The sequence below is a fragment of the Granulicella cerasi genome (assembly GCF_025685575.1).
Taxonomy (GTDB): domain Bacteria; phylum Acidobacteriota; class Terriglobia; order Terriglobales; family Acidobacteriaceae; genus Granulicella; species Granulicella cerasi.
Genome location: NZ_JAGSYD010000002.1, coordinates 557,173 through 583,515 on the forward strand (window position 1 = coordinate 557,173; position 26,343 = coordinate 583,515).

At 55.8% G+C, this 26,343-nt stretch carries 19 protein-coding genes and 3 pseudogenes; 15 read left to right on the plus strand and 7 right to left on the minus strand.

Annotated elements, in window-relative coordinates:
• The first annotated feature begins 41 nt into the window (after positions 1-41).
• Positions 42-637: pseudogene (locus tag OHL11_RS07845) on the plus strand (glycoside hydrolase family 1 protein).
• 34 nt (positions 638-671) lie between these two features.
• Here OHL11_RS07845 and OHL11_RS07850 read toward each other — a convergent pair.
• A pseudogene (locus OHL11_RS07850) lies at positions 672-1,028 on the minus strand (low affinity iron permease family protein); the annotation flags it as partial.
• Positions 1,029-1,198: 170 nt separating this feature from the next.
• The gene (locus tag OHL11_RS07855) at positions 1,199-1,693 is read right to left on the minus strand and encodes a YciE/YciF ferroxidase family protein (RefSeq protein WP_263370942.1); all 495 of its coding nucleotides are present in this window, start codon (positions 1,691-1,693) and stop codon (positions 1,199-1,201) included.
• Between the two features lie 1,503 nt (positions 1,694-3,196).
• On the opposite strand from OHL11_RS07855, the gene OHL11_RS07860 reads away from it, so the two are divergent.
• The 3 genes from OHL11_RS07860 to OHL11_RS07870 all read left to right on the plus strand — a co-directional run bounded on the left by OHL11_RS07860 (position 3,197) and on the right by OHL11_RS07870 (position 7,790).
• Complete coding sequence (locus tag OHL11_RS07860; protein WP_263370943.1) at positions 3,197-3,514, plus strand: hypothetical protein; 318 nt, start codon at positions 3,197-3,199, stop codon at positions 3,512-3,514.
• 910 nt (positions 3,515-4,424) lie between these two features.
• Entirely contained in the window at positions 4,425-6,617 is a 2,193-nt protein-coding gene (locus OHL11_RS07865) for a putative bifunctional diguanylate cyclase/phosphodiesterase (RefSeq protein ID WP_263370944.1), read from the plus strand.
• Positions 6,618-7,331: 714 nt separating this feature from the next.
• Positions 7,332-7,790, plus strand: coding sequence for an IS30 family transposase (locus tag OHL11_RS07870; protein WP_263370945.1), 459 nt, complete (start codon positions 7,332-7,334; stop codon positions 7,788-7,790).
• 119 nt (positions 7,791-7,909) lie between these two features.
• Here OHL11_RS07870 and OHL11_RS17315 read toward each other — a convergent pair whose 3' ends face one another.
• Positions 7,910-8,158, minus strand: coding sequence for a hypothetical protein (locus OHL11_RS17315; protein WP_390236019.1), 249 nt, complete (start codon positions 8,156-8,158; stop codon positions 7,910-7,912).
• 29 nt (positions 8,159-8,187) lie between these two features.
• Positions 8,188-8,331 (minus strand): DUF6908 domain-containing protein, encoded by a 144-nt coding sequence (locus OHL11_RS17320; protein ID WP_390236016.1) that lies wholly within the window; start codon positions 8,329-8,331, stop codon positions 8,188-8,190.
• Between the two features lie 805 nt (positions 8,332-9,136).
• Here OHL11_RS17320 and OHL11_RS07880 point away from each other — a divergent pair.
• The 4 genes from OHL11_RS07880 to OHL11_RS07900 all read left to right on the plus strand — a co-directional run bounded on the left by OHL11_RS07880 (position 9,137) and on the right by OHL11_RS07900 (position 13,379).
• Positions 9,137-9,355, plus strand: a complete 219-nt coding sequence (locus tag OHL11_RS07880; RefSeq protein WP_390236013.1) for an SDR family NAD(P)-dependent oxidoreductase — start codon at positions 9,137-9,139, stop codon at positions 9,353-9,355.
• A 1,260-nt stretch (positions 9,356-10,615) separates the two neighbouring features.
• The gene (locus OHL11_RS07890; RefSeq protein ID WP_263370946.1) at positions 10,616-10,912 is read left to right on the plus strand and encodes a hypothetical protein; all 297 of its coding nucleotides are present in this window, start codon (positions 10,616-10,618) and stop codon (positions 10,910-10,912) included.
• Between the two features lie 68 nt (positions 10,913-10,980).
• The gene (locus tag OHL11_RS07895; protein ID WP_263370947.1) at positions 10,981-11,325 is read left to right on the plus strand and encodes a hypothetical protein; all 345 of its coding nucleotides are present in this window, start codon (positions 10,981-10,983) and stop codon (positions 11,323-11,325) included.
• A gap of 1,475 nt (positions 11,326-12,800) precedes the next feature.
• The gene (locus OHL11_RS07900; protein WP_263370948.1) at positions 12,801-13,379 is read left to right on the plus strand and encodes a hypothetical protein; all 579 of its coding nucleotides are present in this window, start codon (positions 12,801-12,803) and stop codon (positions 13,377-13,379) included.
• A gap of 153 nt (positions 13,380-13,532) precedes the next feature.
• Here OHL11_RS07900 and OHL11_RS07905 read toward each other — a convergent pair whose 3' ends face one another.
• Both OHL11_RS07905 and OHL11_RS07910 read right to left on the minus strand, forming a co-directional pair.
• The gene (locus OHL11_RS07905) at positions 13,533-13,706 is read right to left on the minus strand and encodes a hypothetical protein (protein ID WP_263370949.1); all 174 of its coding nucleotides are present in this window, start codon (positions 13,704-13,706) and stop codon (positions 13,533-13,535) included.
• 482 nt (positions 13,707-14,188) lie between these two features.
• Positions 14,189-15,393: pseudogene (locus OHL11_RS07910) on the minus strand (IS3 family transposase).
• Between the two features lie 714 nt (positions 15,394-16,107).
• Between OHL11_RS07910 and OHL11_RS07915 the strand changes: the two are divergent.
• The 7 genes from OHL11_RS07915 (at position 16,108) to OHL11_RS07945 (ending at position 23,880) form a co-directional block, all read left to right on the plus strand.
• A complete protein-coding gene (locus tag OHL11_RS07915; protein ID WP_263370950.1) occupies positions 16,108-17,661 on the plus strand; it encodes a hypothetical protein in 1,554 nt (517 codons plus the stop codon).
• A gap of 141 nt (positions 17,662-17,802) precedes the next feature.
• The gene (locus tag OHL11_RS07920) at positions 17,803-18,060 is read left to right on the plus strand and encodes a PqqD family protein (protein WP_263370951.1); all 258 of its coding nucleotides are present in this window, start codon (positions 17,803-17,805) and stop codon (positions 18,058-18,060) included.
• A 170-nt stretch (positions 18,061-18,230) separates the two neighbouring features.
• The gene (locus tag OHL11_RS07925) at positions 18,231-19,388 is read left to right on the plus strand and encodes an aminoglycoside phosphotransferase family protein (protein WP_263370952.1); all 1,158 of its coding nucleotides are present in this window, start codon (positions 18,231-18,233) and stop codon (positions 19,386-19,388) included.
• Positions 19,385-21,397: a prolyl oligopeptidase family serine peptidase gene (locus OHL11_RS07930; protein WP_263370953.1), complete on the plus strand. Its 2,013-nt coding sequence runs from the start codon at positions 19,385-19,387 to the stop codon at positions 21,395-21,397. The genes OHL11_RS07925 and OHL11_RS07930 overlap by 4 nt, the downstream gene beginning before the upstream one ends.
• Complete coding sequence (locus tag OHL11_RS07935; RefSeq protein ID WP_263370954.1) at positions 21,378-21,755, plus strand: lasso peptide biosynthesis B2 protein; 378 nt, start codon at positions 21,378-21,380, stop codon at positions 21,753-21,755. The genes OHL11_RS07930 and OHL11_RS07935 overlap by 20 nt, the downstream gene beginning before the upstream one ends.
• Positions 21,756-21,832: 77 nt before the next feature.
• Positions 21,833-23,695: an asparagine synthetase B family protein gene (locus OHL11_RS07940; protein WP_263370955.1), complete on the plus strand. Its 1,863-nt coding sequence runs from the start codon at positions 21,833-21,835 to the stop codon at positions 23,693-23,695.
• Positions 23,696-23,739: 44 nt separating this feature from the next.
• Positions 23,740-23,880, plus strand: a complete 141-nt coding sequence (locus OHL11_RS07945; protein WP_263370956.1) for a hypothetical protein — start codon at positions 23,740-23,742, stop codon at positions 23,878-23,880.
• 32 nt (positions 23,881-23,912) lie between these two features.
• On the opposite strand, the gene OHL11_RS07950 is transcribed toward OHL11_RS07945, so the two are convergent.
• The gene (locus OHL11_RS07950; protein ID WP_263370957.1) at positions 23,913-26,300 is read right to left on the minus strand and encodes a hypothetical protein; all 2,388 of its coding nucleotides are present in this window, start codon (positions 26,298-26,300) and stop codon (positions 23,913-23,915) included.
• Between the last annotated feature and the right edge of the window lie 43 nt (positions 26,301-26,343).

The following is a 26,343-nucleotide window of genomic DNA, read 5'->3' on the forward strand; positions in this document are numbered from 1 at the left end:
GTGCTGGTGTTGCCCTTTCGTCAGAGCGGACTTATGCGGCCATGCAAACGTCCGCTCTCTCCGTTCCCGGCGCTATATCTGATGCGAGGATCAACGCTGCCCGATTTCCCGACGGGTTTCTCTGGGGTGTTGCCACTGCCTCCTACCAGAACGAAGGCGCGTGGAACGAAGATGGCAAGGGCGAATCGATATGGGATCGGTTCACGCATATTCCTGGGAAGGTTCGAGGCGGCGTGACGGGTGATGTTGCTTGCGACCAAGACCACCGCTACGCGCAGGATATCGCTCTGGCGAAGAGCCTGAACATCAAGAGCTACCGCTTCTCCATATCCTGGCCTCGCATCCAGCCCACGGGGATAGGCGCTCCGAACATGCGCGGGATCGACCACTACAGTCGTTTTGTGGATACGCTTCTGAAGCCGGGATCCGCCCGTGGTGCACGATGTACCACTGGGATCTTCCGCAGGCGTTGGAAGACCGTGGCGGCTGGCCGAATCGTGAGCTGGCTGGCTACTTCGCGGACTATGCCGGCATCCTGGCGAAGCACCTGGGTGACCGCATCACCGTTTGGGCACCGTTCAATATGCCGTGGGCCATCGCGTTCAAAGCTGTCCGGCGTGGCGCATGGATGCTGTGACTCGTTCGAGTCGAGCCGTATTGTTCTGGATTCATCACTTGGAGCGACCTTCACGGGCGATGCATTCGGCGCGAATACGTTCATAACGCTTGTGCATCACATCCAATTCCTCGTCGCTCAATGACTCGATGTCCATCATCTGATCCCCAGCCGCCTCGGTGGAATAGATAAGCTCATTCAGCTTGAGGTTGATCGCTCGTGCGTCTCGGTTGTGTGTGTTCTGAATGAGAAACACCATCAGGAAGGTCACGATCGTCGTGCCGGTATTAATCACCAGTTGCCAAGTGTCGGAGTAGCGGAAGAGCAACCCAGTGGCAGCCCACATCACAATGACAAGCATCGCTCCCACAAATGCCCACTTCGATCCAAGCCACCCTGAAGCTGAGGACGCAAATTTACCGAAAGCATCCCCCTCTGGACTAACCCTGTATCTCTGTTGCTACGCGTGCGACTGGATCTTTTTGCGGTTTCTCGGTTGGCTTATTCGGCACGCAGTTCGACCTTTCGATTGCGCAAAAACGGGAGCCCGCAGGCTCCCGCAACGGTTAATACAGATGTTTGCTAGCTAGCTCGTTTTGCTGCAGCGTTTACTTGCTTAGAAACGATGCTCAGCTTTTTATCCGCATTCTTCTCCTCAGCAAGCGTTGCATCGAGAAGGGATGCGACGTCACCGAGTCCAAGGATCTTGGCGAACTCACGGGCAGATCCGTACCCGGCCATTTCATAGTGTTCGACGCGTTGGGATGCCGAGATCAGTGCGGCATCACGAACCAGACCCTTTTCGGTATCTTCAAGGACCTCCGAGCCTTCCTCCAAGACACCTTTCATTCCGACGCAAGTCTTGCCAGTCATCTTCTTGCCTAGGAGCTCGCCAATCTGTTCGAGCCGAGCGACTTGTCCCTTGGTCTCTTCCAGATGATTCAGGATCGTTTCCTGCAGTTCTGGCGTAGATGCTGCTTTGGCGAGCTTTGGTAGCACTCGAACGATCTGCTTCTCTGCCGAATATAGGTCTTTCAATTCATCAATCAGAAGCTCCTGCATGGTTTCAATGCTCATGGCTCACCTTTTTCAAATAATTTTTTAACACCCATTCAGATGTCAAAGGGTTGAGGTAAGTTGTCCAATATCGCGATAACCATGGTGATCCGTCTTGCGATGGGCTGGCGGAGTAACGGGCTGGTCCTCTCTCAGGATCAAGCGTGTGAATCGGCCCGGCAACCAACTGAAATACGAAGCCTTGCCGATATCCGTCCAGGATGTCTAGATTCGAGCCTAGACCGAGGACCACAGTCCCGCGCGGCCGGGAACATCTTGCTCATCATCGCGATCTACGCTCATACGGGGCATCAGCACAGCGGAGAGCAGATAGTCCGTTTGAAACGATGTAGGCGCATCGATCGTACCAGCCGTCATAAGCTGCGACGCAGGGCATCCTGCCATCTCAAGAATTACTTCAATGTGTCGGCAATGTGCCTGTCAAAACTCGTCCGCCCGCCAAAATGTAGGCAGAGATTTCAAACCTGCGGAAAATCGTTCAACTAGGCCTCTTCAACCCTACGCAGTAGGCGGTGACCATAATGAATCCAGGTACGCAGACATCATTTCGCAACTGGTAGCTCAGCGTTCTTGAGATTCCCTACCCGACGAGCGCCGAAGTCGACGATCGAGAAGCCACGCTCCAGCATCGGCAGGGCCCAGGCTTGTAAATCCAGCACCAGAACTTACTCGGCCTTGCTGAAGCCCCCTTTACCCGCACACTCACGCAATCGAAGGAGACTGGAGGGACATAGTAGTATCGTGAGATGGCATAGGTCTTCCAATAATCAGAGTCGTGAAGAAGTAGCTGCTGGCCACGACGTATGTAGAAGCTCGTACCTCCAATTTGTCCCTTAAACGGTGAGACTGCAGAGGGCACGGTTCGTGGATGTGGAACTCTTGCTCATCGAGCATTATCACCTGTGATTCATGGCGCCGTCCGCGTGAAGCGCTATTATCACTTCTTCCGTCGCTATGAACCCTGCGATAGTCGCACCAATGGACGATAAAGAAGTGAGCGAGTCCCGGAGCCACTCTACCAGTGCCTCTCCGTCGGCCATGGTGACTGTTCCTCAGCTCCGTGACGCCGTGGGCTGGAGCAGGGCGGGCCTCCAGCGTCGGGGTACAAAAGCGCTCCATAGGCCTTGTGATTCACCTTTCGCCTGATGAGTCGTCGTCTGTTAGCTTTCAGCTAGCAAAATCGCGACGACGGGCTCACTTCCGCACCACCATGAGCGTTCCCGTACTTCGAATATTCTTGCATCGTAGGTTCGGCCGTCATCAAACCCCGCCCTCATAAGCTTGCTCTGGCTCTTGCAGAGAGTCGCAATCTCGACGCCTCGCGAAAGGAGCCTCACCCTTCCACCTGCTACCTGCATCTCGAGCGAATCGCCGGGTTCGAGCAATCCGAGGAGGCCTTGACACTCGACGCCTTTTTTAACGCTCAGTTTGGCCCAGAACCAATCGTCGACATCGCTGCGAACCTCTAGTCTGTCGCGAGCGCCTGCACAGAAAGAGTTTTTCATGGCGAATGCAACCCCGGCGATGATGGAAACACCAGACCGAAGCGTGGCTGGACAAAACCACATACCTTTCCTCCATCCTCTGTCGATTCGGCAACACGACGGACTAGCCAATCGGGAAGAAACCAAGCTGATTTCCGTCAGCATTGACACCTTGATTGTCACACGAGTATTCGTTCTGAGGATTCCTCTCAAGATGCAACTTTCCGTTCAGTTGCGTAGCCCTGAGGCGAGCTTCCATCGGATCGCGTCTTTGATTCCCGTGATCGTAGCGCTGAGCCTTTTTCCCCACCCAGCTCTGCAATCCTGTGCGCTGTGAAAAGCCCCAAAGTCCAAACCATACCCTCTTTCTGCAGTGCACTCTATGCGCAGCGCCGGGATCACGCCGCCTTGACCGATTCTACGCGGTGATCGCCCAGCCCGGAGTTTATTTCTCGTATTCTGCAAGAGTGTTCGTAAGTTTACTATCACCACGCCTCCCTCGCCGAAGCCCCAGCTCCGTTCCTCCGAGAAAGGGCATGAATCCGGCACGGAACTGACCTGGTAATTCCTCTGGTGCGCCCATACCTTCCTGAATTGATGCCGCGCGAAACTAGGATCGAGAGTGTCGGCAAGCGAAATCATCGGACAACCGGGTTGCAGGTATGGCGATCATCGGCGCCATTAGGTCCGGGGTATAGTTCGTCCTCTCTTCAGAATGTGCGTTCTTTAGAAGAATTACACAAGATGCATCTCCATCTCCGCAGCAGGTAATGGTTTAGAAAACAGATTTACCTATCTTGTGTTACATCTCATCCGCTTTAGCAGATCCAAACGCCCTCTATTCTGAAACTTCTCGCAACTGCTCGTAGGTCCAATGTGTGCGCTAAGGCTGTAGTCGGTCTAGCCAGAATCGCCCGTTTACAGGAGCGCGCCATGTCTCTAACGAATGAGCGATCAACCTTCCACCAATCAAACGCAAACGATAACGCTTCTGGCGCCTTAGGCGTTATGTTCCCGAGATAGTCCGGTTCTCTTGACTGCATGTCTGGTCTTGAACGGGAGATCGCATGTCTTCCGAGGGGGTATCCTCCGTCAGATTCGTTAGCTTGTGTTTGGCAGCCATACGCACAAAACGTCCGATTCAATTGACAGTAAGGAATCCTTGAGTGCCTGTGCCTCCTAAGGAGTATTGAAGTCCTAGGGAGCAGCGGCCTATACTTCGCTCCATTATGCGGCTTCCTCCTCTTTTGCCCGAAGAAGATAACCGACTGGCAGCTCTCGGCGAGTACGATGTCACCGCTGACAGCATGGGAGTCGAACTCAACAGAATCGTCGATCTGGTGGCGAATCTCTTCGAGGTGCCGACGGTCCTTATCTCGCTGGTGGAGCGCGAACGCCAGATTTTTCCCGCCAAGGTGGGCCTCAATGCGTGCGAAACCGATCGCAGCGTATCCTTCTGCGCGCATGCGCTCGAGCAAAGTGATGTTCTGATCGTTCTGGATGCTGCGCTGGATCCGCGTTTTTTCGACAATCCCCTCGTCACGGATGAACCGAAGATTCGTTTCTATGCCGGTGCTCCGCTGGTTTCGCCATTGGGCTTCGGGCTCGGATCGCTGTGCATCATCGATACCAAACCACATAATAGTTTCAGTGAAAGCGATCAGCGCAATCTCAAAGATCTTGCGGCCTTAGTGCTCGACAGAATGGAGCTTCGCCGCCTCAACGTAGCTCGACGCGCAAGCCAACTGCGCTTTGAACAGATTGCCGCCACCTCACCCGACGGGATCATTTGCACTGACGAAAAAGGAGCCATCTCATTCTGGAACCATGCCGCGATCCGTCTCTTCGGCTACACGGCAGAAGAGATGAATGGACGGCAGATAGAAACCATATTGCCGTATCCCTTGCGGCATCGTCGCGCCGAAGACTGCGTCAAAGAAAACGAGAACGAAACACCGCTTGATTGGATCGGTAAGACTGTGGAACTGAAAGCTCGCCGTCAGGATGGGTCTGAGTTTCTTACGGAACTCTCTCTCTCGACATGGCGTGACGGCGAGATGATCAGCTATGGGGCGATTGTCCGTGATATCACGGAACGACGCTCCAACGAAGACCGACTCTTTCGTCTAGCTCATTTGGATTCCCTCACCAACCTCCCAAACCGCATGGTTTTTAGGAACCGCATGGTGCAGGCGGCAGCGGCTTCGACGCCAGTGTCAGTCATTGCTCTTGACCTTGACGGCTTCAAGCATGTGAACGATACGCTGGGACACTCCGCCGGGGATGAGTTGCTTCGGCAAGTTGCACAACGTCTACTCACTTGTGTTCGCCCAATCGACACGGTGGCCCGTATGGGAGGAGACGAGTTCGCTCTGCTTCTTCCGGAAGTTGAAGGGGCCGCCTCTGCTGTGGCAGACGCAGCAATTCTTGCACTCACAGAACCATTTTTTCTTGAGGGAGAACAAGTTCATGTCGGTGCCAGCGCCGGCGTTGCCTCGTGGCCGCTGAACAGCGCCAGCGTTCACGAACTGCTCTCCAATGCCGACCTCGCTCTCTATCTTGCAAAATCCGAAGGAAAGCATTGCCGCCGTATTTACACTCCATCGCTGCGGCAAGCAGCCCTGAATCGTCGGGCGTATGAAGCAGAGTTGCGGAGAGCTTTAGACAAGGAAGAGTTTGAGGTCTTTTATCAGCCTCAGATACGTTTAGCCGATGGTGCGCTTGTTGGAGCGGAAGCATTGCTGCGATGGAGGCATCCTGAGCAGGGATTGCTTCTGCCGGGAGCGTTTATGCCTGCGCTGGAATCTGGCTTGCTCGCTGCCCAAGTAGGCGATTGGATACTGCAAGAGGCGTGTGCGCAGACAGCGCTGTGGCGTAAGAATGCTGCTCCTGATTTTCGAATAGGCGTCAATCTTTTTGGTGCTCAATTTCGAACGGGAGACCTTGCAGAGAAGGTTCGTGCTGTTCTAGCGAAGGAGGGACTTGCTCCCACCGCATTAGAACTGGAGATCACCGAGAACATCATCCTCCGCCACGACGATGTGATGTTAGCTCCGCTGCGCGAACTTCACAAAGAGGGGGTAGGTATCACCTTCGATGACTATGGCACCGGATACGCTTCCCTTAGTATGCTAAAGCGCTACCCACTCACACGTCTCAAAATTGACCGTAGTTTTATCCAGGGAATCTGTACCTCTGCCGAAGACGCCGCGATCGTACGCGCAATTCTGCATCTAGGGCGCAGCTTTGGTCTGGCGGTGATTGCAGAGGGCGTAGAGACCGAAGAACAGTGTGCTCGGTTACGCAAGAAAGGCTGTGAAGAGGTACAAGGCTTTTTCTTTGGTAAACCTCTCGCCGCCTCAGAGTTCGAAGAGCACTTCATCACGAAGCGAGCAATCTCTAGTTTTGCCCCTCAGGTTTGGCCGGTTTTTTCTGACTAGCAAAAGGGATCTGAAGAACTGGGGAATGCTCAAGACGTCTCACGTCCTGCGTACGGTGACGTGTGCTCTTCTTGAACTCCTGAACGTATTTCACTCGTACCCACTGGATTGGTGACTTGAATCGACTATTCTTGGCTGTGTAGAAGGTGTGCAGACGATTTGTGTCGCCTGTTCAAGTTGATATTGCAACAAGGTGGGAAGAAGCTAAGGAATTGGGGTTAAATGTACCTCCAGTGGCTTAAGCCACTGGAGGTACATTTAACAGCATATCAACACTTGGATATCGACGATCGGATACAGATTCAAGTTCTCACGAAACGGGCATTTCCGACGCGGAGATCGCCCGCGAGCTGAAGGTTCATCGCTCCACTGCTGGGCGGGAGCGGCGGAACAAAGTGGACGGAAAGTATTACTACCATCTGGCGCAGGACTGCGCGGAGAGGCGTCAACGAGAAAGGCAACGGCGGCGGCGGGCGGCGAAGCTGACACCCGCCGTGGTCGCCTTCGTAGAAGAGAAGCTGCGCCTGGGCTGGAGTCCGGAAACAGATAGGTGGATGGCTCAAACATTGCAGACAGCGCTTGTGCCAGTCGCGGCGGCGGCCGCTATCGTCGCTTCGGCGCAAGGCTCGACTTTATACGTAATAGAAGCAATAGAAAGGGGCCTATTTGCGGGCGCGTGGACATCGACCAGCGGCCCGTCATCGTGGAAGAAAGTTGCGTGTCGGCGACTGGGAACTCGACACCATCATGGGCAACCAGCACAAAGGGGCGTTGGTCAGCATGGTGGAACGCGGATCGAAGTTCGTTCGTCTCGCTCTTGTTCAGGAGGCAAAATCCGATGTTGTGGCAAACGTCATCGAAGCACGCCTCTCCAAAGTCATCGACGAAGTTCTTACTCTGACCAGGGACAACGGAGCTGAGTTCGCGCGGCACAAAGCCTTCGGTACTGCTCTGCACGCAGAGACATTCTTCGCCAAGCCGTATCACGCTTGGGAGCGCGCGCTCAACGAGCACACCAACCGACTTGTCCGCGACTACTCCCCAAAGTCCACAGACTTCACCACAATCTCCGATGACGAAGTGCTCAGAGTGGAAGAGCTTCTGAACAACCGGCCACGTGCCGTGCTAGCCTTCAGAACACCGCTGGAAGTCTTTTCCAATCTCTCCTTCTAAGTCCTGTTGCACTGACCACCTATATGGGCGGAGTCCAGCTGATGAGGGGGGAGAGACCTGCAAGGGTTCTTTCCCCGCGCGTTTTTGCAGCGTGAAAGTGGACGGCAGGTTTGCCGCCCCTAAGTGAGAGCTAACCCCGAATGCGCTTGTCCGTGAAAGCCTCCACGAACCTCTACGCGGCATGGTCGTGTCCCAAAGCCTAGCAAGGCTCTCGTGCTGTTCGCGCAGTTGAGGGTGGAAGCAGTAAGTGCCCTTCTGAATAAAACGGCCCATTGTTTGCCCCCTACAAGGTCATTTCTCCAGTAGAACGGATTCAGGTGTGCGCCTCCCGCAAAGCCAGGCTCGAAACACGTCTTTGGGTCACGCATCAAGTCGCTATTCTGTTCACCGTAGTGGGCTACAGAGACGGTCGGAGGTCCGCAAGGGCCGGACTCGTCGGGGGCTCGATGACAAGGGCCATGTACGATTCGTTCGTTATCTTAAAGTACAGGCCGGGATGCCATCCCCCGGCCTTCCTGATAAGCTCCAGAACGGTCTTCATGCCGCCACCCACGCAAGCTCTGCTTCTGTGGCTGGAGCGTCTTCCTGATTCGCTACGGACGGCTACAAGGCAGCAAGGATCCGTTGCCGTGGTCAAGCTGGATGTAATCGGAAGACGCGGAGCCTGTCACCAGCGCGACATCGTTGCCGACAACAAACGCTTCCTTGACGGAATCCGATTTCCGCTTGCCTAACAGAGCTCAATGGGGAACTCCACGCTTTAGCGTTTGTCAAAAAGGCGAGTGGACGTGCTGTTTGTTCATACATCACCCGGAAACAGATGGCAAGAACAGCGTTCATCGGGACTTGCCCGTCGCTGTTAGAAGGATCCGCTCACAAATTCAGCCAACGCACGCACGTCACGGCGTGGCGGGCGGCCAAACATCCGCGCAACTCGCGGCTGAACTGTAGGGCACTTTCGTAGCCCACTTCTGTCGCGACTGTCTCAACGGCATCGGTCGCAGCACCGTTGAAAGTCTAGTCCGTCGCGGAGTGAACGTGATCTTTACGTATCACAGTCGTCGCGAGGAATCTGATGCTGTCGTCGATGAAACGAAGTCATTTGGCGTTCAGGCTTCTGCTCTGCCTCTCGACACAGGGGAAGTCGGCAGGTTCGAGACCTTCGCTCAAAGTGTGCGCGAGGTGCTTGCCGAAATAGGGCGAAGCGCTTTGACTCCCTGGTGAACAACGCGGGGAACAATCATCGCAACATGCCCCCTGGGGAGTGTCACCGAAGAAGAGATGGATAGCATCCACAACGTCATTCCAAGGGCGTCCTGTTCCTGACGCAAACGCTGCTGCCTCTAATGAAAGATGGCGGCCGGATTGTCAATATTTCGACCACCCGCACTCGCCTTTCGAGTCGTGGTGGAGCAGCATATGCCTCGATGAGGGGAGCCATTGACGTGCTTTCACAACACGTGGCGACGGAGCTTGGCCAGCGCCGCATTACGGTCAATGTCATCGCGCCGGGTGTGGTTGCAACGGACATCAGCGGGGGCATCGTGCGCAACAATCCCGAGTGAACAAGCTAGTCGCTAATCATACGGCTCTCGGTTGTGTGGCTGGGCCAGACGACAATGGACCCGCAATCGCTGCGTTGCTGTCTGACGAGAACGGCTGGGTCAATGGGCAGCGCATCGAGGTGAACGGCGGCCTAATAATGTAGCGTCCTCACGGCGCTGCGGCCTGGGAGAAGCTACATGAAGGCCGGATCGAGTTGTTTTATAGCGGGAAGTCAGCTTGGATTTGCAGAACCAGATGTGGACTGGTGATTTCAGGCGTAGGTTTTGAAAAGATTATCCTCGGAGAAGTCGCGGGATTCATCGTGTCAAGATGCCCTACAAGCGATTCTCTCGAGCTACGACTTCGTGAGCGCACGCACGCACGCACGATGGGCGCAGTGCGCGCATCCTGAACCTGATCGACGAGTCTACGCGCGAGTGCTGCTGATCCGTACGGAACGCTCTGGTCTTCTGCGGTTGTGATCGGAGTTGTGCCCGATGTCATGGCGCTGGAGAGAGTACCGGAACATCTTCGATCAGACAACGGGCCCGAGTTCGTGGCTAGGGATCTGCCCCCGTGAAAAGACCGCTCAGTACATAGCCAATCTGGCCAGCAGCTAAGCTTCGAGAGCTCAGACTTGATGAACATGCTTCAGGGTCAGATGGGCACGATACGCATGGGGTATGTGATCCACTACCCCGAAGCCCAGCTCGTTGACCGTTGGAAGGCTCATATAGATAGTACGCCACTAACGGAATATTCCCGCAAGGCATACGACACCAAAAGAAACACAGGCGAGGAGGATATGCATTTCAACTACCTCTGAATCTCGAAGCGGACGAAGGCGAGATTAGCGTCCAATCAGCGGCGAGGACTACGTCAAGCTGAAAGCGTCGGGGATGCGCCGCAGTAAGGTCATGCGCGGCCGGCACGCCTGCGATATGCGCTATAAGAAGCGGCCAGAGGGCGAATGAGCCGCATCCATCATGCTGCCAGACCGCGTCCCTGCCAAACTGCGCTTTGCACCCGCAGATGACGCGCTCGAGTTTATAGAGAAGCGCCGCGCGATTCCCTGCAAAGAAGACCGGCAAGGCATCGAGCAAGCGCTTCGAAGTATCGCCGACACGGGAGTGACGATGCTACATATATAGACATCACTCAGGTAGCGGCGCTTAAGTTCAAGCGATGAAAGTGAATCGTGGAAAGATACGCGCTTTGAGCTGGCAAAAAAAATCAGTAAACTGATGGAGGGTCTACGGCCTTACTCTCCTCTCACAGCAATGAAGAATAGCCGAGAAATCAACGCGTGTGATGAGTTCAACGCAGGGGCACGAATGCAAGCGCAAACCAACGTTTCATCTGAACCGAACGACATCCTGCTGACTCTCATCTTCACCGATGGCGACCCGACGCAGGAGCTTTTGATCCCGGCCGCACGATATGGTGCCATTCCGTTTGTAGACGAATGGTATTCTGACGCGATTGGAGGGGCACCAACCCACCAGGTAATGGATCGAGTCGTGGACATACTAGGCAGCCGCATCACAGTCCGGCTGGAACTGCGCCGGACAAGCTGATCGCTTGAGCACGGGCTGCCTCTGTCAGCCGACAGATTCGACCCACGGCGTCGGTGTATCTTGAGGGAATGGCACTCGAATTCCCGGTGTACCTTCCCGAGATTCGCTTGGTTCGTAGAGTTGGATGGAACGAGCTGGATCTGAAATTGATTGAAAGCTGTCTCGACCGACTCCCTCAAGGTCCGTTTCATCGAGTGCCGAGCGAGTACGGCATCTGTTACTCCGCTTCTACCACCACAACTCTATTGCCCGGACTCTACAAATGCTTCGTGTTCGAGGTTCTCAAGCATCCATACGGCGTGCAGATCCACGAGTTCGAGGTGCTTGCGTACGGGGATGAGCCGCATCGCCGGATGTCGGAAGCCACGTCTTGTCCGATTCTGCGCAGACTCGGACAAGACGGCGAAAGCTAAAAAACTGGGAGAGTGTCGGGTTGCGGAGGATCGACTAGCCTAGACAGCTCGATCTTCCGAAGCAGAGCAGTGACCATAATCAAACCTGGCACACCAATACCACTCGGAACATCGTAGCTCAACGTCCGCGCGATGACCTGGCCAACGAAGGGTCTTCCGTCCTCATAGCAATGACGAACTATGTCTCCGCTGCACGGCAGGAGGAAATCCGTCACATCTCCCTGTACACCTGTTGTTGCCGCCGCTGTGGTTTCGTCTTCAAATTGAAACTGGATGATGATCCGCACCGCGCCCCCTGCACGTTCAACTGCTAGCTTGAGCGGTTGGATGCAGGTCAGCGTCTATCGGTTGATGGCACAGAACCAGCAGGGGCATGTCATGCGCTCTGCGACGCTATTGCGGCGATCAAATCTCGGAACAAGAGTGACGCCTTAACTAAACAGATGATCGATTGGACCTGCTCCAAGCTTGCAGCAAAGGATCCGCCCATCGAGGGGCCAGAGAGGTCCGTGAGCATTTTCTTCTCTATGCCCTTCCCTTTCAGTCCGTAGGCCGCGGCAAATGGCTGCGACCTTCAGCGCGTTGCCAGTGAGTACACGCATACAAACAGACACGGCGGGCGATTCCCGCTTCACATGCGAGAGTAAGGGAGGCTGCACGGCGGCAATGGGAGGACGGGGTGACGGCAAGTCGATCGGCGCGCCCAGTAGCTTCGCCAATTCACTGACGAGCTCGGCCGCACGGTCCAGCTTCACCAACCTCTCTGCTTTGCGACCGGCTGCAGCCGTCGCCTCATTCAACAGTTCCTGGAGCTTCTCTTGAATCTTCGCGATCTCCTCGTTTGTTGTCCATCTGCGCAGGCTTCTTCAGCTCTGCCTCGAGCGTCGCGATCCACGCTTTCAACCGCGCTGGATCATTCGCTTCGACGGCGACGTGATCATGTTTCCTGAGTTCCATCAAGCCGCGAAGAAACATGTCCGCAGTGTAAGGCTGCAGGAGGCCGCAAGTGCGCTCATCCTGGTTGATATCAATGATCGATTGTCGGATTTCTGCCTGAGTGGCTGACGCGATATGTCAATCCCGCACTTCTCGCTGGAGGGAGTGCTCACTGCATGGTCTGTGGCATCGATGCGGCGGATAGGAGTCCTATGCGGTCGCGGAGCTGCGTAGTTTGGCAACACGCCCCAGCGCCCAGCATTTAGTTCACAAAGCCGGTCGCTAATCGACGACGGAGCGGCGCGAACAACACTCAGCGCGGCTAAGATAGGCGCATACCTCTTCAGGAAAACCGCAATTCGCCGCGGGACATCGGTCTCGCAGACGTGCGGTGGAAACGATGGACTGCGTTGAGCCGAGAAACCGGAGTTGCGACTACATATACGCCGCCGAACGATCGGCGCTTACGCAATCGCGATCGGCGGTGCGACCATTGCGGCGATAATGATGTTTGTCTGCTGGGGGGCGAGCGTTAAACGATGATCGAGCTTGGTCTCTACACGATCATATTCCTGGCGTTCATCTACGTTGCACTGTCGCGACCGACGGGCGAAGGTAAGCGGTTCGGTTGGAAGGTTGGAAGTGGACGTGAGCTGGGCAAGCAACTGACGATGTCGGCGTATGACTACCGTCGACACGTCAACGACGATCCGGGAGGTGGGCGCGCGAAGGTCATCGATTTCGGACACCAGAAACAATTTCCAGATGACTGGGTCGTTGAGACACTGTCCGAACCAGTGTTGCATCGCTGGTGTCGCCCATTCATTAGCGCAAAAGCTTCGGTTGACGGCGTCGAGTGCCGTTTTCACGCCTATCTTGATCCTCGCTCCACGAGGCGCTGTGCAATGCTCTACTACTTCGTAGAAGCTCCCTCGACGAAGCACTCCGTTCGGGGCGACTTCCATGTCAGTGGTGACTTCCGATGGATCGGCGACCGGCCAGCGGACTCGCTCTTGATTCTCTACACATTGAAGCAATGGCGTCTCGATCCAGATTTCGAGACTTTGCTTCAGACTGAGATCAGCAGGATTCCCGATGTGCCAACAGTTCATGATTGAAGATGACGCTAAGTCATCGCTTTTTTTCCGGAGACACGGCACTCGAAGATTGATCGGTGAAGCTTTCATGCGTCTCGGCCGATGACTCTCCCGCTGCGCGTGAGGTGACTCGGTTTGCTTCTTCACTCCTGTTCAAGCGCGGCGAGAGTGACACTAAGCGGCCTTCTTCACGATGAGCGGATTGTGCTTGTTCGGCGCTTCGAGCTTCAGCACCCATGCCTTGGGATCGATCCGGAGCAGGTCAAAGTCCGACTCAACGATCGGAATCTTTCCCTGCTTAATTTGCTTGTAGACGGTTGCGCGCTTGCACTGCAGCAGCAGCTCCACGTCTTCGACGGTGCTGGTGCTTGTGCAGCGTCGCAGTGTACCGATCAGCGAGATGCTTCGCTGGGAATCGGAGCGGGAACGCCGCTCTTACGCTCGTGGACGCGGCACGTGGTGGGCTCGGTGTCGATACGGCTACGGGGCCTCCTGGAGAAAGGTTCCTATTGTTGCCGTACCGATCGACGGGCGACTAATATGAGAAAATGGAGGCAAGTTATACGCAGCGCGCGACTAGCGTCAGCCGCGCTGCGTTTTCCGTATGCCTGCGCGAGGTCACATGAGCATAGGAAGTGGGCTCTCCCGCCTGTTTCGGCGTGAGAAGGTTATCGTCAGCATCGTGCCGATATTGGAAGTCAGCCCAGATAAGACAAGGTCGCACTCAGCCGCCTTCCAGCAAGGACATCGAGAACATGCGGGAATACTCCCGACTGAATTGCGAAGAACTCTCTTAGTGGCCTGACCGATGTGTTGTACCAGTTGGACTGTTAGTGTAGCGCACCGATCTCCGGGTTCGGATCGATGCAGGATATGGCGAGTGGGGGAGGCGTGAGCGAAGCGAACGGCTCCCCCAACCGCCGAGCGTTTTCAGTCAGCCATGCCTCTGGCGCTGGCGGTCTGTAGCCCAGCGAGGAGTGCGGTCTGACGGTGTTGTAGTGCTCGCGCCAGCGTTCGGCAAGCACGCGCAGTTCCTTGATCGAGTAGAAGATCTCCCCGTTGAGGAACTCACCCCGCATCTTCGAGTTGAAGCTCTCGCAGTAGCCGTTCTCCCATGGGGAACCGGGTTCGATGTAGGCTGTCTTCGCACCTGAATCTCGTAGCCACTTGCGCAGGTCGTGCGCGACGAACTCAGGGCCATTGTCTGAATGTAGATGCTCGGGAACTCCCTTCATGACCATCACATCGGCCAGCGCAGCGATGACCAACGCGCACGACTACCTGCGTTCCACACGCACCAGCAGCGCCTCGCGCGTGTGCTCGTCGATCAGGTTCAACGCACGCGCCATGCGGCCGTCATGCGTGCGCACGCTGACGAAGTCGTAACTCCATACATGGTTGGCATGCGTCGGCCGAAGCCGCCTGCACGAGCCATCGTTGAGCCACAACCTGCCACGCGACTTCTGCTTCTGCGAAACCTTCAGGCCCTCGCGTCGCCAGATGCGCTCCACGCGGTCCTTGCCAACCTTCCAGCCCGCTCGCACCAGCAACGCCGTGATACGTCGATACCCATACCGGCCATACTGGCCGGCCAGTGTGACGATCGCAAGCGTCAGTTCGTCTTCCTCCGCCCGTTGCGTCGGCCGATAGCGCTGCGTGCCGCGTGGCTGCTTCGCCAACCGGCACGCTCGCCGTTCGTCCAGACCATGCATCTGCTGTGCATGATCCACGGCTTGACGCCGACGCGCCGGGCTTAGAAGTTTTCCGAGGCGAAGTCCTTCAACACAAGATTGTCGAGGCTCAGATTCGCCACCAGACGCTTCTCCTTCGCGTTCTCTGACTCAAGCTCCTTCAGCCGCTTCGCCTGGTCCACCTGCAACCCACGGTACTCCTCGCGCCAACGGTAGTACGTCTGCTCCGTGATCGACGCCTCTTTGCATGCCTGAACCGTCGTCTTCCGGTTCGCGACAGCCACCTCAATCTGCCGAAGAAGGTTCACCACCTGCTCCGCACTATGCTTCTTGCCCCTCGGCATGTCCAGCTCCTTGTAACCAGTCTCTATCACTCACCCTGGTACAAATTTCGCCGGGCAGACCACGAATGCGATGCAAAGGTAAACGGGGAACCAGAACCTTCTGACGGTTCGTCCCGCCCTAAGAATTTGCATAGCCTGTCTACAATGAAAAAGAAGAGCTGTCAGAGCTAGCGCAGCGACCACTCCCCAAACGGTTTGGTGCAGATGAGCGGGTGACATAACGACCATTGTGCCACTCCCAGACCTACAGTCCTGATAAACGCTCTTCCCGTCAGCGACCGTTCCTGATGACCAGCCGACTCGTAAGAGAAGGGGAGGACAGTGTCGATGAAATCCTGCGACACGCCGACGTGGCGCTGTACAGCGCGAAAGCCTATGGAGAAATCAGGTTGTTCGATTCAGCGACAATTCGGAATCTCTGTGCACGATAAGACGTTAGCGAGATTGCGGTCACAACACCTAACGCGAACGTCCATTGCAGCCCGCTGAGTGTGAGACTGATGCAAAGAGGCGAACTTGTGATATCCCCGACGCAGGGCACGAGGCCGGTGTTGTTTTAGCGTGTTGCATCGTTTCAGCAAATCGTCGATCTTCGTAACAATGCTCGGCTCTGATAGCCTCGCGATATAAAACAGGTATCCGTGACCTGCGCCCTGTTCACTCGATGTCCAATGGTGTACCTCCGTGTTGCGATCACAAGGAGAATCTCTTTCTGTGTACACACAGACAACAACCGAGGAAATCATCGCGCGGATCGAACAGGTACGTTCGTTTGTACGCGAACAGCGTCTATCGAGTGCCAGCGAGCAGTGGATGCGGAACGAACAGAAGCTCAAAGATCTCATTAGTAATCTTCGCCGAACCGATGGACGCGCAATGGTTCAGATGATGGATGAACTGGGATCCATTATGCCTCTCACGAAGGACGGCGTCTATCGTCTATTCGGCTATGATCTTGACTCCTTGCGCGACGTGGATGACGCCATCAATGGTGATAGGACCCACGTGATCGAGTCCTACGTGTTCCAACGTGATCAACCTGTCGAACTGCCGCTAGTGCTTGCATCGGCTGAGGCATTCGAGAAGAATGCAATGCTCGACAAGCTTGTATTGCGTTGGCAACGCAACATTCCGATTCGATCACTAGATCGATCTGGCTGGCGCCACGTTGGAGCGTTCTACGTGCGTGTGGGGAGAGAAGACAGTTTAGGCTCGAGCCTTCCTCCTGGCTCGACCGCTCTCGTGGAGCCGACGACCGAGCAAGAGCGACTGCGGCCAAATCCTCGAGCCATCTATCTGCTCCAGTTCGCTAACGGTTACCGCTTTAGCCGATGTGTCGCAACGCATGGACGTCTTCAGCTCCTAGGAGACAACCATCCCTATCGTGGGCCGGAAATATTCTCCTACCCAAGCGGAGTTCGCATCGCTGGCCGCGTTCGCAGTTACGCGGTCGCACTCCCGACGCAAAAGACGGATTCGCCTCGTGGCCTATGGACCTATCAAGGAACAGCAGATCTGATTCTGCCGTGGGAACATGCGACCCGTTGGAGTTTACTGTCAACGAAACATCGAAGGTTCGTGCGTGATCGTAAGACGGAAAAACGAATCCAAGAAGCGCTGGCCCAGCAGCTACGAGGATCGCTAAGTGATCGAAGCCGCCGACGATATCGACGTCCGACCGATTCACAGCCTCATGTGGATGGGCTCATCCAGCTCTCGCTCGAAAGCTTAGCTCGATTCAGTGACTTGTTGCGTCTCGGGGCTTCTGGCCTCCGCGATGCTGGCCGCCTATCTCTGGAGCAATTACTAGCGGCATCAACAGCCGCAGAAATGCCTGCATCCCGAACGCGGGCTCAGATGCCGGAGCCTGCCGAGGTTTGGCATGAACGCCAGCGAGAGATGCTTGAGTATGGATCACTGTTCGCCTTGAAATTCCCTCGTCCAAGCGAGCTCCAAAAAGATGTCATGCGCGTGAGCCATCTTCACGCCGCTGACACTCTCCCCAACCCGATTCGACCAGGATCGTGGTTAGCCTTAGAGCCCACTCCGACCAATGTCATTCAGCTCTTGGATTCCAAGTATCGCGCTTCCGCTGAGCAAACCTACGTACTCGAACAGAGCAAGGGGCTGATTTGCGGCAACCTACAGAATCGAAACGATAGCCTGTGGTTGAGGCAAGGCTCTCATCGCGAGGCGCATGAGGTACAAATCGAGCCAAACAAGTTCGGTGCGCTCCGACGTGTCTGTGGAGCCGTCATACCGGCCTGAAGCTTTGCAAATGACGCGCCGGTTAGAGGAAGAGTAACTTTGGCCATCTGCGCACTTTGACGTTGTGATCCCCTACAACTTGACTCATGCTCTCTTCACGCAGCGGTTCGAGATGTCACCGAATCCGGCGGTCGAGGTAGCATGCCCCTCCATCTTCCCCATCTTCGCAGCGTAATCAACTCCGATGGCGCTGCCATCTTCGACGCTGAGCAAGGCACACTTACGACGCTCAACGCGACGGGCGCGATGCTTTGGCGCGGAATAGAACAAGGACACAGCAAAGAACAACTGCTGCAGTCCCTTGCCGATGCCACACAACTTCCCGAAGAGCAACTGCGCCTCGATATCGAAGAGTTTCTCGAACAGCTCACAGCGCAACACTTGATCACGAGCGAGTGATAGGAGCGAGTCTCATGATCGGTCCAGCAAAAAAGGATTGCGTGCTCTATCGGGTTGTTGTGGTTTGCGCTCATTCGCGAGAGCTGATTCGCAGAACGGATGGCCGGCTCCAGGTCCTACACGTTTCCATCCCTTTCGGACATCGTCCGGCCCAAGCATTGTGCGCAGCGATGAAGAATCTCTTTCAGATAGAGGCACTGATGGTAGATCTGCTCTCCGAAGAGGACGCGCTTGAGCCGTGCGTGTTGATGGAGACACTCATCGGCTCCCATTCGATCGGCAATGGCTCTGGCCTGACTTCAAATCTCTGCTGCGCTGATCTCAGCGATAGCGAGATGCAACGGCTTACTGCACTTCTCAATGATGAGAATGCGTGTTCTGTGTCGAGCATCGGCTGGACGGAACGCGCACGAAATTGGATTGCGGAGTCGGCTGGCTACGGGGTGGAAAGGATCAAATCGATCCAGCAACTCAACGCCGGTAAAGGATTCGCGCTGCTTTCCTTTATTACAGACGATGAGAGGCGCTTTTGGCTCAAAGCCACGGGTTCGCCGAACCAGAAAGAGTTCGCCATCACCCGACTTCTCGCGGAGAGAGCTCCTGATGCGTTGCCACTTCTACTAGATACACGATCTGCGTGGAATGCGTGGATAATGGAAGACGCGGGGCAGTCTCTCTGCTCCGACCCACGACAGACCACAGCGTTACGCGCAACTCGTTGCTTTGTTTCCTTGCAAGCGAGGCTCGTTGGCAGTGCGGATTCCCTCTTCGAAGCAGGGGCCATCGACTTGCGAGTTGAGCACCTGATGTTCTCGATTGAACGGGTAGTCGACTACCTCCTCTACTCAATGCCACGACAGACATCGACCAACTCGATGCCGCTGACCAGCTCGCGCGTGAAGGAGCTTGGCGCCATCCTTCACAGTGCATGTGAGGAGCTTGCGGCGTTGAACCTGCCGGACACAGTGCTTCACAACGATCTCCATTGCGACAATTTTCTCGTCAACTCAGATCGTTGCTGCGTGACGGATTGGTGCGTCACGGGAGTGGGTATGCCTTTCCTCTGCTGCGATGATTTATCGCGTGCGACGAACCATCCGGTCGATTCAACACAAGCTTGCTATGCAGAGATGTGGGGCGGGAAGACTACCCAGACTGGTTTGCGCCTCGGATCATTGCTGTCGCCTTACGCCAAGATTCTCGCTCACGGTCGATGGATTGGCGATCACGCTAGACAGCCGGCATGGTTCGAAACCTACGCACGAACCATGGCACGCCAGTTGGATCGCGCCGCACAAAATGCCGCGGAGTCCGGAGGCTTCCAGTGATCGAAGATGGTATTGAAGAAATGCTCCATGGGGTCGCTGTAAAGGATCCGTATCAGTGGCTTGAAGACCGGAACTCCACCGAGACACAAGCGTGGATCGACCAACAACAACTGCCCCTCGCGGACTACTTCCGCCAGATCGGAGTGCCCGAGACGATTACGCTCCGTGTTTCACAAGAACTCGGAAACGTCATGATCGATCAGGTCGTTCGTTGCGGCGACCAATACATCTATCGCAAGCGGTTTCGTGCCGGAGAGCATCGCTGCCTCTGCATCAGCGATGCCTCGGGTGACAACGAAAAGATCCTCGTCGACCCGCAAACGCTTGGTCCCTACCAGTCCGTGAGCCTCTATCGCGTATCCTCCGACGGGCGTTTTGTGGCCTATGAGGTCATTCAAGGCGGAAGCGACAAGCGCACCGTCCGCGTCATCAATCTGCTCGATGGAGATCAGAACCTAGCCACCATTGACCTGGGGTATCCTCGTGGACTTGCGTTCACAGCGGAGGGGTTTTTCTTCAGCCAAGAGACCACCGCTTCCAGCGATGTTTATCGTATATGCCATCGGCGTTTCGATGCGCCCGGGGAAGATCGAACGGTCTTTGAGATCCCAAGATCTGAGTGCAGCAGGATCCTCCTGCTCTCCGACGATCATCGTCTGGGTGTGATGGTGATCCGGTTTCATGACGGAGAGTCGTACATAGATCTATGGGTAGCGACGATCGACGCCCAACCGAAGTGGTCTCTCCTCGCCCATGCGCGAAAGGTTCCTTTCTCACCAATCCTCGCCAATGGGCAAATCTACGCGGTAGTCGGCGATGGAGTGGCCTGCACTCGAGTGGTCAGCTTGTCGGAGAACGGAAGCGAGTTGAACACCATCGTCCCATCGTTAGACTCCTCACTCAACCGAGTGACGATCACAACGCAGGGCATATTCGTCGGATCAAGCTACGGATTGGATAGCATTTTCGAAGGCTGGTCCTTTGATGGTCACCGCACAACAGTGCTTCGGTTTCCGAACGCGACGCTGCTTCTGCTATCCAGTTTTTGTGCAGCACCATCGACACTTCTCTTTAGCCTCGAATCCTTTGAGTCAGCCTCACTCGTGTATGAGTATTCGAATGGGCAAAGTGTGCTGGTTCCGAATCAGCGCGTAACGGACGAGGAACCGAGTGCGTTGTGGACTGTGAAGCAGGACAGCGTGGCGTCTCGCGACGGCACCTCTTTCGCTGTATCGGTGATCTCCAAACGAGACGCCAATCTTTCTCAAAGAACTCCAGCCATCATGACTAGCTACGGGGGATTCGGAAGATCGATGACACCGATGTACTCGGTGTTCGTGAAACTGCTGGTCGAGATGGGAGCCGTCTTCGTGATTCCTCACATTCGTGGCGGTGGAGAAGAAGGCGCAGCATGGCATGAAGCAGGTCGAGGGACCAAACGCCAAAACACCTTTGATGATTTCCTCTGCGCGGCAGAGTGGCTTCGCAACGAAAGGATCTGTGATCCCAACCGGCTTGCCATCTTTGGAGGCTCGAACTCCGGGCTGCTGGTTGCTGCCGCGATGACACAGCGTCCTGACCTCTTCTGCGCTGTGCTCTGCATCGCTCCCTTACTGGATATGGTTCGGTACGAGCGCTTCGACCGCGCTGCGAACTGGCGAAGCGAATACGGAACCATCGACATCGCAGAGGAGTTCCACGCCCTCCACGCCTACTCTCCCTATCATCGTGTGTCCGCCACCCAGAATTATCCGGCGTGCCTGTTCGTAACGGGTGACAGGGATGATCGCTGTAATCCAGCACACGTACGAAAAATGGCCGCGCTGATGCAAGGCCGTAAGTGTCAATCGAATCCTGTCCTTGTGGACTACAGCCTTGAGCGAGGCCATGCAGGTTCCCTTCCGCTCTCCGTCAAAGTCGATGCCCTAACCCGGCGCATTGCCTTCCTGTGTCACGAGCTTGGAATCGACATGCTGCGAGGAGGATCCGATGAAACGCTACGCGCTTGAAGGTTGGCTGCTCTTGGCCTATATCGAATGGGTCATGAAGTTCGGGGCATTCAAGGAAATCAAGCAGTTCGTTTGCGAGCAAGAAGTGGCTTCAAGGGAAAAGCGCGACGAAGTGGATGTGCAGAACCTGTGTCATGCGATGGATCTAGCGTGCGTGTTCTATTTCAAGCCCGTTCTGTGTCTTCAGCGCTCGGCGGCGACAACCGTTTTGCTCAAACGTCACGGGTGGAACGCGACGATGGTGATCGGCGCCCAGATTGTCCCCTTTCTATCCCATGCCTGGTGCGAGGTCGCAGGTTCGGTCGTCAACGACAAGCCTTACATGCGCGAGAAGTATGCCGTGCTTGAAGAGTTCTAAGGGAGGTTGTGATGAGCCAGATGTTTGGAGTCCTCCAGCCCGGGGGAACTGTTGTCGATAGAAGTCGACTTGTTGCGATGAGCTACGCGACATCAGGCGCGCCGCCCGATGCCACTCACTTCCATACTGCAGGCCGTTTTGGAGTGGGGACGCAACTTCGGTATGTACATCAGCGCTCGCTAACAAAGAGTGGCATTTTTGCGGATGCGTTTCATTGCGTGTCGGCGTTCGAAGGTCGACTCGACAACCGCGCCGCGTTATCCCAGGAGCTGGGCTTCGATGACGCTCAGGCTTCGGACTCAGAGATTGTGGCCAAGGCTTTCCGGCTCTATGGAGAAGAATGCTTCGCACACCTGAAGGGTGATTGGGCAATCGCTCTCTGGTCGCAGGATGAAGAAACGCTGTTCTTAGCTCGCGACCATGCCGGAACGAGACCTCTCTACTACCGTCACCAAGGCGGAGAAGTTCTGTGGGCTTCTTCACTAGCAACAATCTTGGAGGAGTTGCCTACGGCCCGGCCGTCCATTGAATTCGCACGTGCCTATCTCGCGGGACAAAGGATCGGTGACAGAACTCCCTTTGAAGGGATCCATGCGGTGCCCTCCGCGTGCGTCGTACGGCTGGCCAGAGGTGGCTGCCTTACAAAGCGCCATTGGACACCTTTGCGAGAAAGTGAAGCCCGCTACGCCAGCGATGAAGCTTTTGAGGAGCATTTCCTCGACCTCTTCTCCCAAGCCGTATCTCGCCGCGTCGCAGGTGCTGAGTATCCGGTGATCGCAGAGTTGAGTGGCGGCATGGACTCCAGCTCCATCGTTTGTATGGCGGACAGAGTGTGCCAGACGAGCGGAGAGGTCGTGGATCCCATCAAGACGATCTCCTACTTCGACGATGCAGAACCGAACTGGAACGAAAGGCCGTACTTTACCGCAGTGGAGAAGCAGCGCGGTCAGCCAGGCGTCCATGTTGAGTTCCATCTGGATCAAGAGAGATTTGAGTCCCCTTCTTTCGACTTCGGGATAGAGTATTGGCCTGGAACAACCCAAGCGAATGCAAAGCAACGACGCATCGTGGAAGACTGTCTTAGGAGCGTTGGTGCACGCTCGGTTCTTTCGGGGATTGGCGGAGACGAACTGCTCGGCGGCGTTCCTTACGCGATCCCAGAACTGGCAGATTACCTCCGATCCTTTGAGATCTCGAACCTGCGAAACCAAAGCATGAGGTGGTGCCTGGAGAGCAGGCGTCCGTTGCTTGGATTGGCACAGGAGCTGCTTTCGTTCACCGCGAGAATGTACCTCGGAGGTCCCCGCTCGGCCTCTCATCGGTCACCATGGATCCGCGAAGATAAACCTGCCGTGGAACACGATTGCAGTTTGTTCACGCCCAGCTTTGCCCAGCGGATGTCGGCGCGCCCGAGCGCCATTGCAAACAGCTTTGCTTGGCAGACGGTGGTCGAGAGCCTCGCCAGCAACTCGGGACGGTGCAGGCCCGAGTTTGAATACGCTTACCCATATCTGGACAAGGATCTCGTTGAATTTCTCTTAAGTCTGCCGCGAGAGCAGCTGGTTAGATCCGGCAGACGACGTTCACTGATGAGACGAGCAATGCGTGGCACCGTGCCGGTTGAGATTCTGGAGCGACGTAGAAAGGCCTTCGCGATCCGCGGCCCACTTCGCTCCATGCAAGAGTCCGCTCCCTGCCTCGCGTCTCTTTTCTGCGATTCCCGATTGGCAGAACTGGGGTTGATCGAACCTGCGATTCTTTCCGACTGTGTGGCAGAGGTCGTGCAGGGCGCAAACATTCAATGGTGGCCGGCCATCGTCCGAGCCGCCCTCTATGAGATCTGGCTTCGTTCACTATTTCCGACGGAGACGAGGCTTTCAAAGCAAGCTACCTCTTCCGTCACGGAAAGAAGCCACCATGCTCACGCACCGGCAGATTGATCAACTGCTTGTTCGCGGGAATCTGACGAAAGGAGGAAAGAGCCATGATGAACTATTCCAAACCGTCCGTTCTTGCAACGGTCCCGGCGTTGGTTGCTGTCCAGAGCGATATGGTCAAAGACAATGCGCTGCAGGACAATCCCCAACCGATCGGTACTTCAGCCGCGTATGAAGCCGATGAGTAGTAGCTTCATCTGCCGATAAACACGCCGGGATCCTACGGGGTCCCGGTGTGCGTTCTGAGTACGGAACTGTGAATCTGATCATCACGCATCCTTTCCCAAGCGAGCTTCTCCTCGGCAGGCACGGTCGGACAGTGCCCCGACTCTGATCGATCGAGCAGCCAGAAGCAGAACCAGGCCACATTGCCCTCTTGCGAAGACATACGATCCGCAGGATTCTGCAGAATGTGTTGCCCATCTGGAATGAAGACGAGATCGACGGGCTTTCGTTGTTGCCGCAGAGATGAGTAAGTCTCCCACTCGCCGAGCAGAGACATCTTTCCGATCGTCTCAATGCGAAGAGGGGTTTTCACTTTGCTAAGCTCGAAGCCGACCGCCGTATCCATCCATTGATGAAGTCCCTCTCCGAACGGAGCAGCTCCATTGATCCGGTCGAATTCTCCGGCAAGTCCTGCGTTGCTCTCGCCGAAGAGCATGTACTGCGTGTAGCTCACGTCCACACCATCCGCTATCGTGGCTGCAGCGAAGAGTCGAGGATCGCGCACGAGAGCGCCTTCGACGTGCCAGGCCGTTCGGCTGAAGCCGATGATGCCGACCCTTTGTCTATCCACAATGCCGTCCTGAACGAGGTGATTGATCGCCGACTGATAGCCCAGGAGTTGATCGCCAAGTTCGAGCGGCGTAACGAAGTGGTCTGCATTCGAGCCGAGTTGCAATACGGCGATTCCGGCGCTCGCGAGAGGAAACGCAGCCATCGCCGTTGGATACCACCCGTCGGCGAGGAAGACATGCGGAGCAAAGCCGTGGGTTTGAATCACAAGCGGATATCTATGCGAAGGATCGTAATCGACGGGAAGGACAAGGCCTCCCTCCCACTTTCTCCCGCTCGAGTCGGTCCAACGGTAGACTCGCGCCTGACCGAGCGCGACATGGCGCAGTTGAGGATTGGGATCGAGCAAGAGCTTCGCCGAACCGTCCGACGGAGCTTCCGCTTTCTGAACCCATAGCGTCGGTGGTTGATTCATGGCCTGATGAACAGAAACGAAAAGCGGCTGAGCAGCACTCGCGTGAAATACTTCTGAGACCTTCTGCCATCCCTTGGTGCCATTCACATAACGCTCTTCGATGAGCTCTTTACTCCCGTTGCGAGCGAACACCAAGAGGATCGAGTTCGTGACGCTACGGTCGTACCGCGCGCTGATGAGGTGCATAGGAATCTGAGCTTCACCATTCACCCTGGATTGAACATCGCGAGTCAGAGCGAGACACTGTCGGCTACCGGTGGCGATCTCGATCGATAGAGCCACGCATGGGAGATGGCCCCGTCCGGAACGATCTTCGCGAGACAACGGTACGAACGTATTTGTCACAAGCACATTCGTGCCATCGGGAGACCACATGGCCACGGCCTTGTCGGAGTAGCCGAACCCATTCGCGGAAGGCGCATCCAACAGTGGGCGACTCCGCCCGGAACGTAGATCGACAATGGAATAAGCCCGCGTCCGCCAATAGTTGAACGATGAAGTTTGCTTTGCATCGCCCTCTCTGAAGCGCAGATGCTCAAACATCGGGAGCGGATCGTAGTCCTTCCATGAAGAAGGGATCGATGACACGGGCGCAAGCCATACCGCGTGCCGGCTGTCTGGTGAGATTGCGAGCGTACGCGCACTCAAGTTATCGGCGCTGGGACCACCTAGACGATTCGCGTCGGCGATAAGCTTGGGCGCAGAGCGACCATCCGCCTTCCATAACGAATCGCGGCGAGGACGCATTCCATTCTCAAGCTGTGGAAACAAGAGTTGCTGCAGCGGAATGCCTGTGACGACTCGGCTTGATCCATAGAGCGGAACGCCGTTCAGTTCACTTGTCGAACGGGCGACCTCATCAATCCTTTCGCCGAAAAAGTAAACTTCATGATGCGAGCCAAGCTCAAAACTTCGTACATCTACACCCTTGGGGTTCATCGCGCGGGGTGCCGGATCTTGCAGCCCCACTCGATAGAGCGTTCGCACGCCGCTCGCGTCGGACCCCAAGAAATACACCGTGCGAGAATCTGGAGACCAGCGTAGCGCTGCGATCACAGCGGCATAGGGTCTATCGACAAGGAGTCGATGCGTCCCTCGGATCGTCGCAAGATGCTGCGGCCTTGGAGGCTGCGCGACCGCAGACGAAGTCAAATACCTCGTGACCTCCGCCACGTCATAGACAAGAAGATCCGATTCGATCTGACTGGTAGCTACTATTCCTCGTGTGGTGACGACCAAGAACTTCGAACCGTCTGGGGAGAAATTGACCTCAGGATGTTGAACAACTTGGGCCGGATCGCTGATCGTAACCATCTCGATGGAATCGCGGACAGTGAAGCGATGCTTCTGTGCATTCAAAGACTGAGCACACAGAAACAGGAACGCGAGCGTGTTCATGCCACACATGCGAGAGTGCAGTCTCATGGTGTCTCCGAAGATG

Bases quoted from the DNA above. Each gene is read 5' to 3' on its own strand.
- OHL11_RS07855 (WP_263370942.1), bottom strand. From the start codon at position 1,693: ATGAGCATTGAAACCATGCAGGAGCTTCTGATTGATGAATTGAAAGAC.
- OHL11_RS07860 (WP_263370943.1), top strand. From the start codon at position 3,197: ATGGCGAATGCAACCCCGGCGATGATGGAAACACCAGACCGAAGCGTG.
- OHL11_RS17315 (WP_390236019.1), bottom strand. From the start codon at position 8,158: ATGCGTGACCCAAAGACGTGTTTCGAGCCTGGCTTTGCGGGAGGCGCA.
- OHL11_RS17320 (WP_390236016.1), bottom strand. From the start codon at position 8,331: ATGAAGACCGTTCTGGAGCTTATCAGGAAGGCCGGGGGATGGCATCCC.
- OHL11_RS07880 (WP_390236013.1), top strand. From the start codon at position 9,137: ATGAAAGATGGCGGCCGGATTGTCAATATTTCGACCACCCGCACTCGC.
- OHL11_RS07890 (WP_263370946.1), top strand. From the start codon at position 10,616: ATGAAGAATAGCCGAGAAATCAACGCGTGTGATGAGTTCAACGCAGGG.
- OHL11_RS07895 (WP_263370947.1), top strand. From the start codon at position 10,981: ATGGCACTCGAATTCCCGGTGTACCTTCCCGAGATTCGCTTGGTTCGT.
- OHL11_RS07900 (WP_263370948.1), top strand. From the start codon at position 12,801: ATGATCGAGCTTGGTCTCTACACGATCATATTCCTGGCGTTCATCTAC.
- OHL11_RS07920 (WP_263370951.1), top strand. From the start codon at position 17,803: ATGCCCCTCCATCTTCCCCATCTTCGCAGCGTAATCAACTCCGATGGC.
- OHL11_RS07925 (WP_263370952.1), top strand. From the start codon at position 18,231: ATGAAGAATCTCTTTCAGATAGAGGCACTGATGGTAGATCTGCTCTCC.
- OHL11_RS07935 (WP_263370954.1), top strand. From the start codon at position 21,378: ATGAAACGCTACGCGCTTGAAGGTTGGCTGCTCTTGGCCTATATCGAA.
- OHL11_RS07940 (WP_263370955.1), top strand. From the start codon at position 21,833: ATGAGCTACGCGACATCAGGCGCGCCGCCCGATGCCACTCACTTCCAT.
- OHL11_RS07945 (WP_263370956.1), top strand. From the start codon at position 23,740: ATGATGAACTATTCCAAACCGTCCGTTCTTGCAACGGTCCCGGCGTTG.
- OHL11_RS07950 (WP_263370957.1), bottom strand. From the start codon at position 26,300: ATGAACACGCTCGCGTTCCTGTTTCTGTGTGCTCAGTCTTTGAATGCA.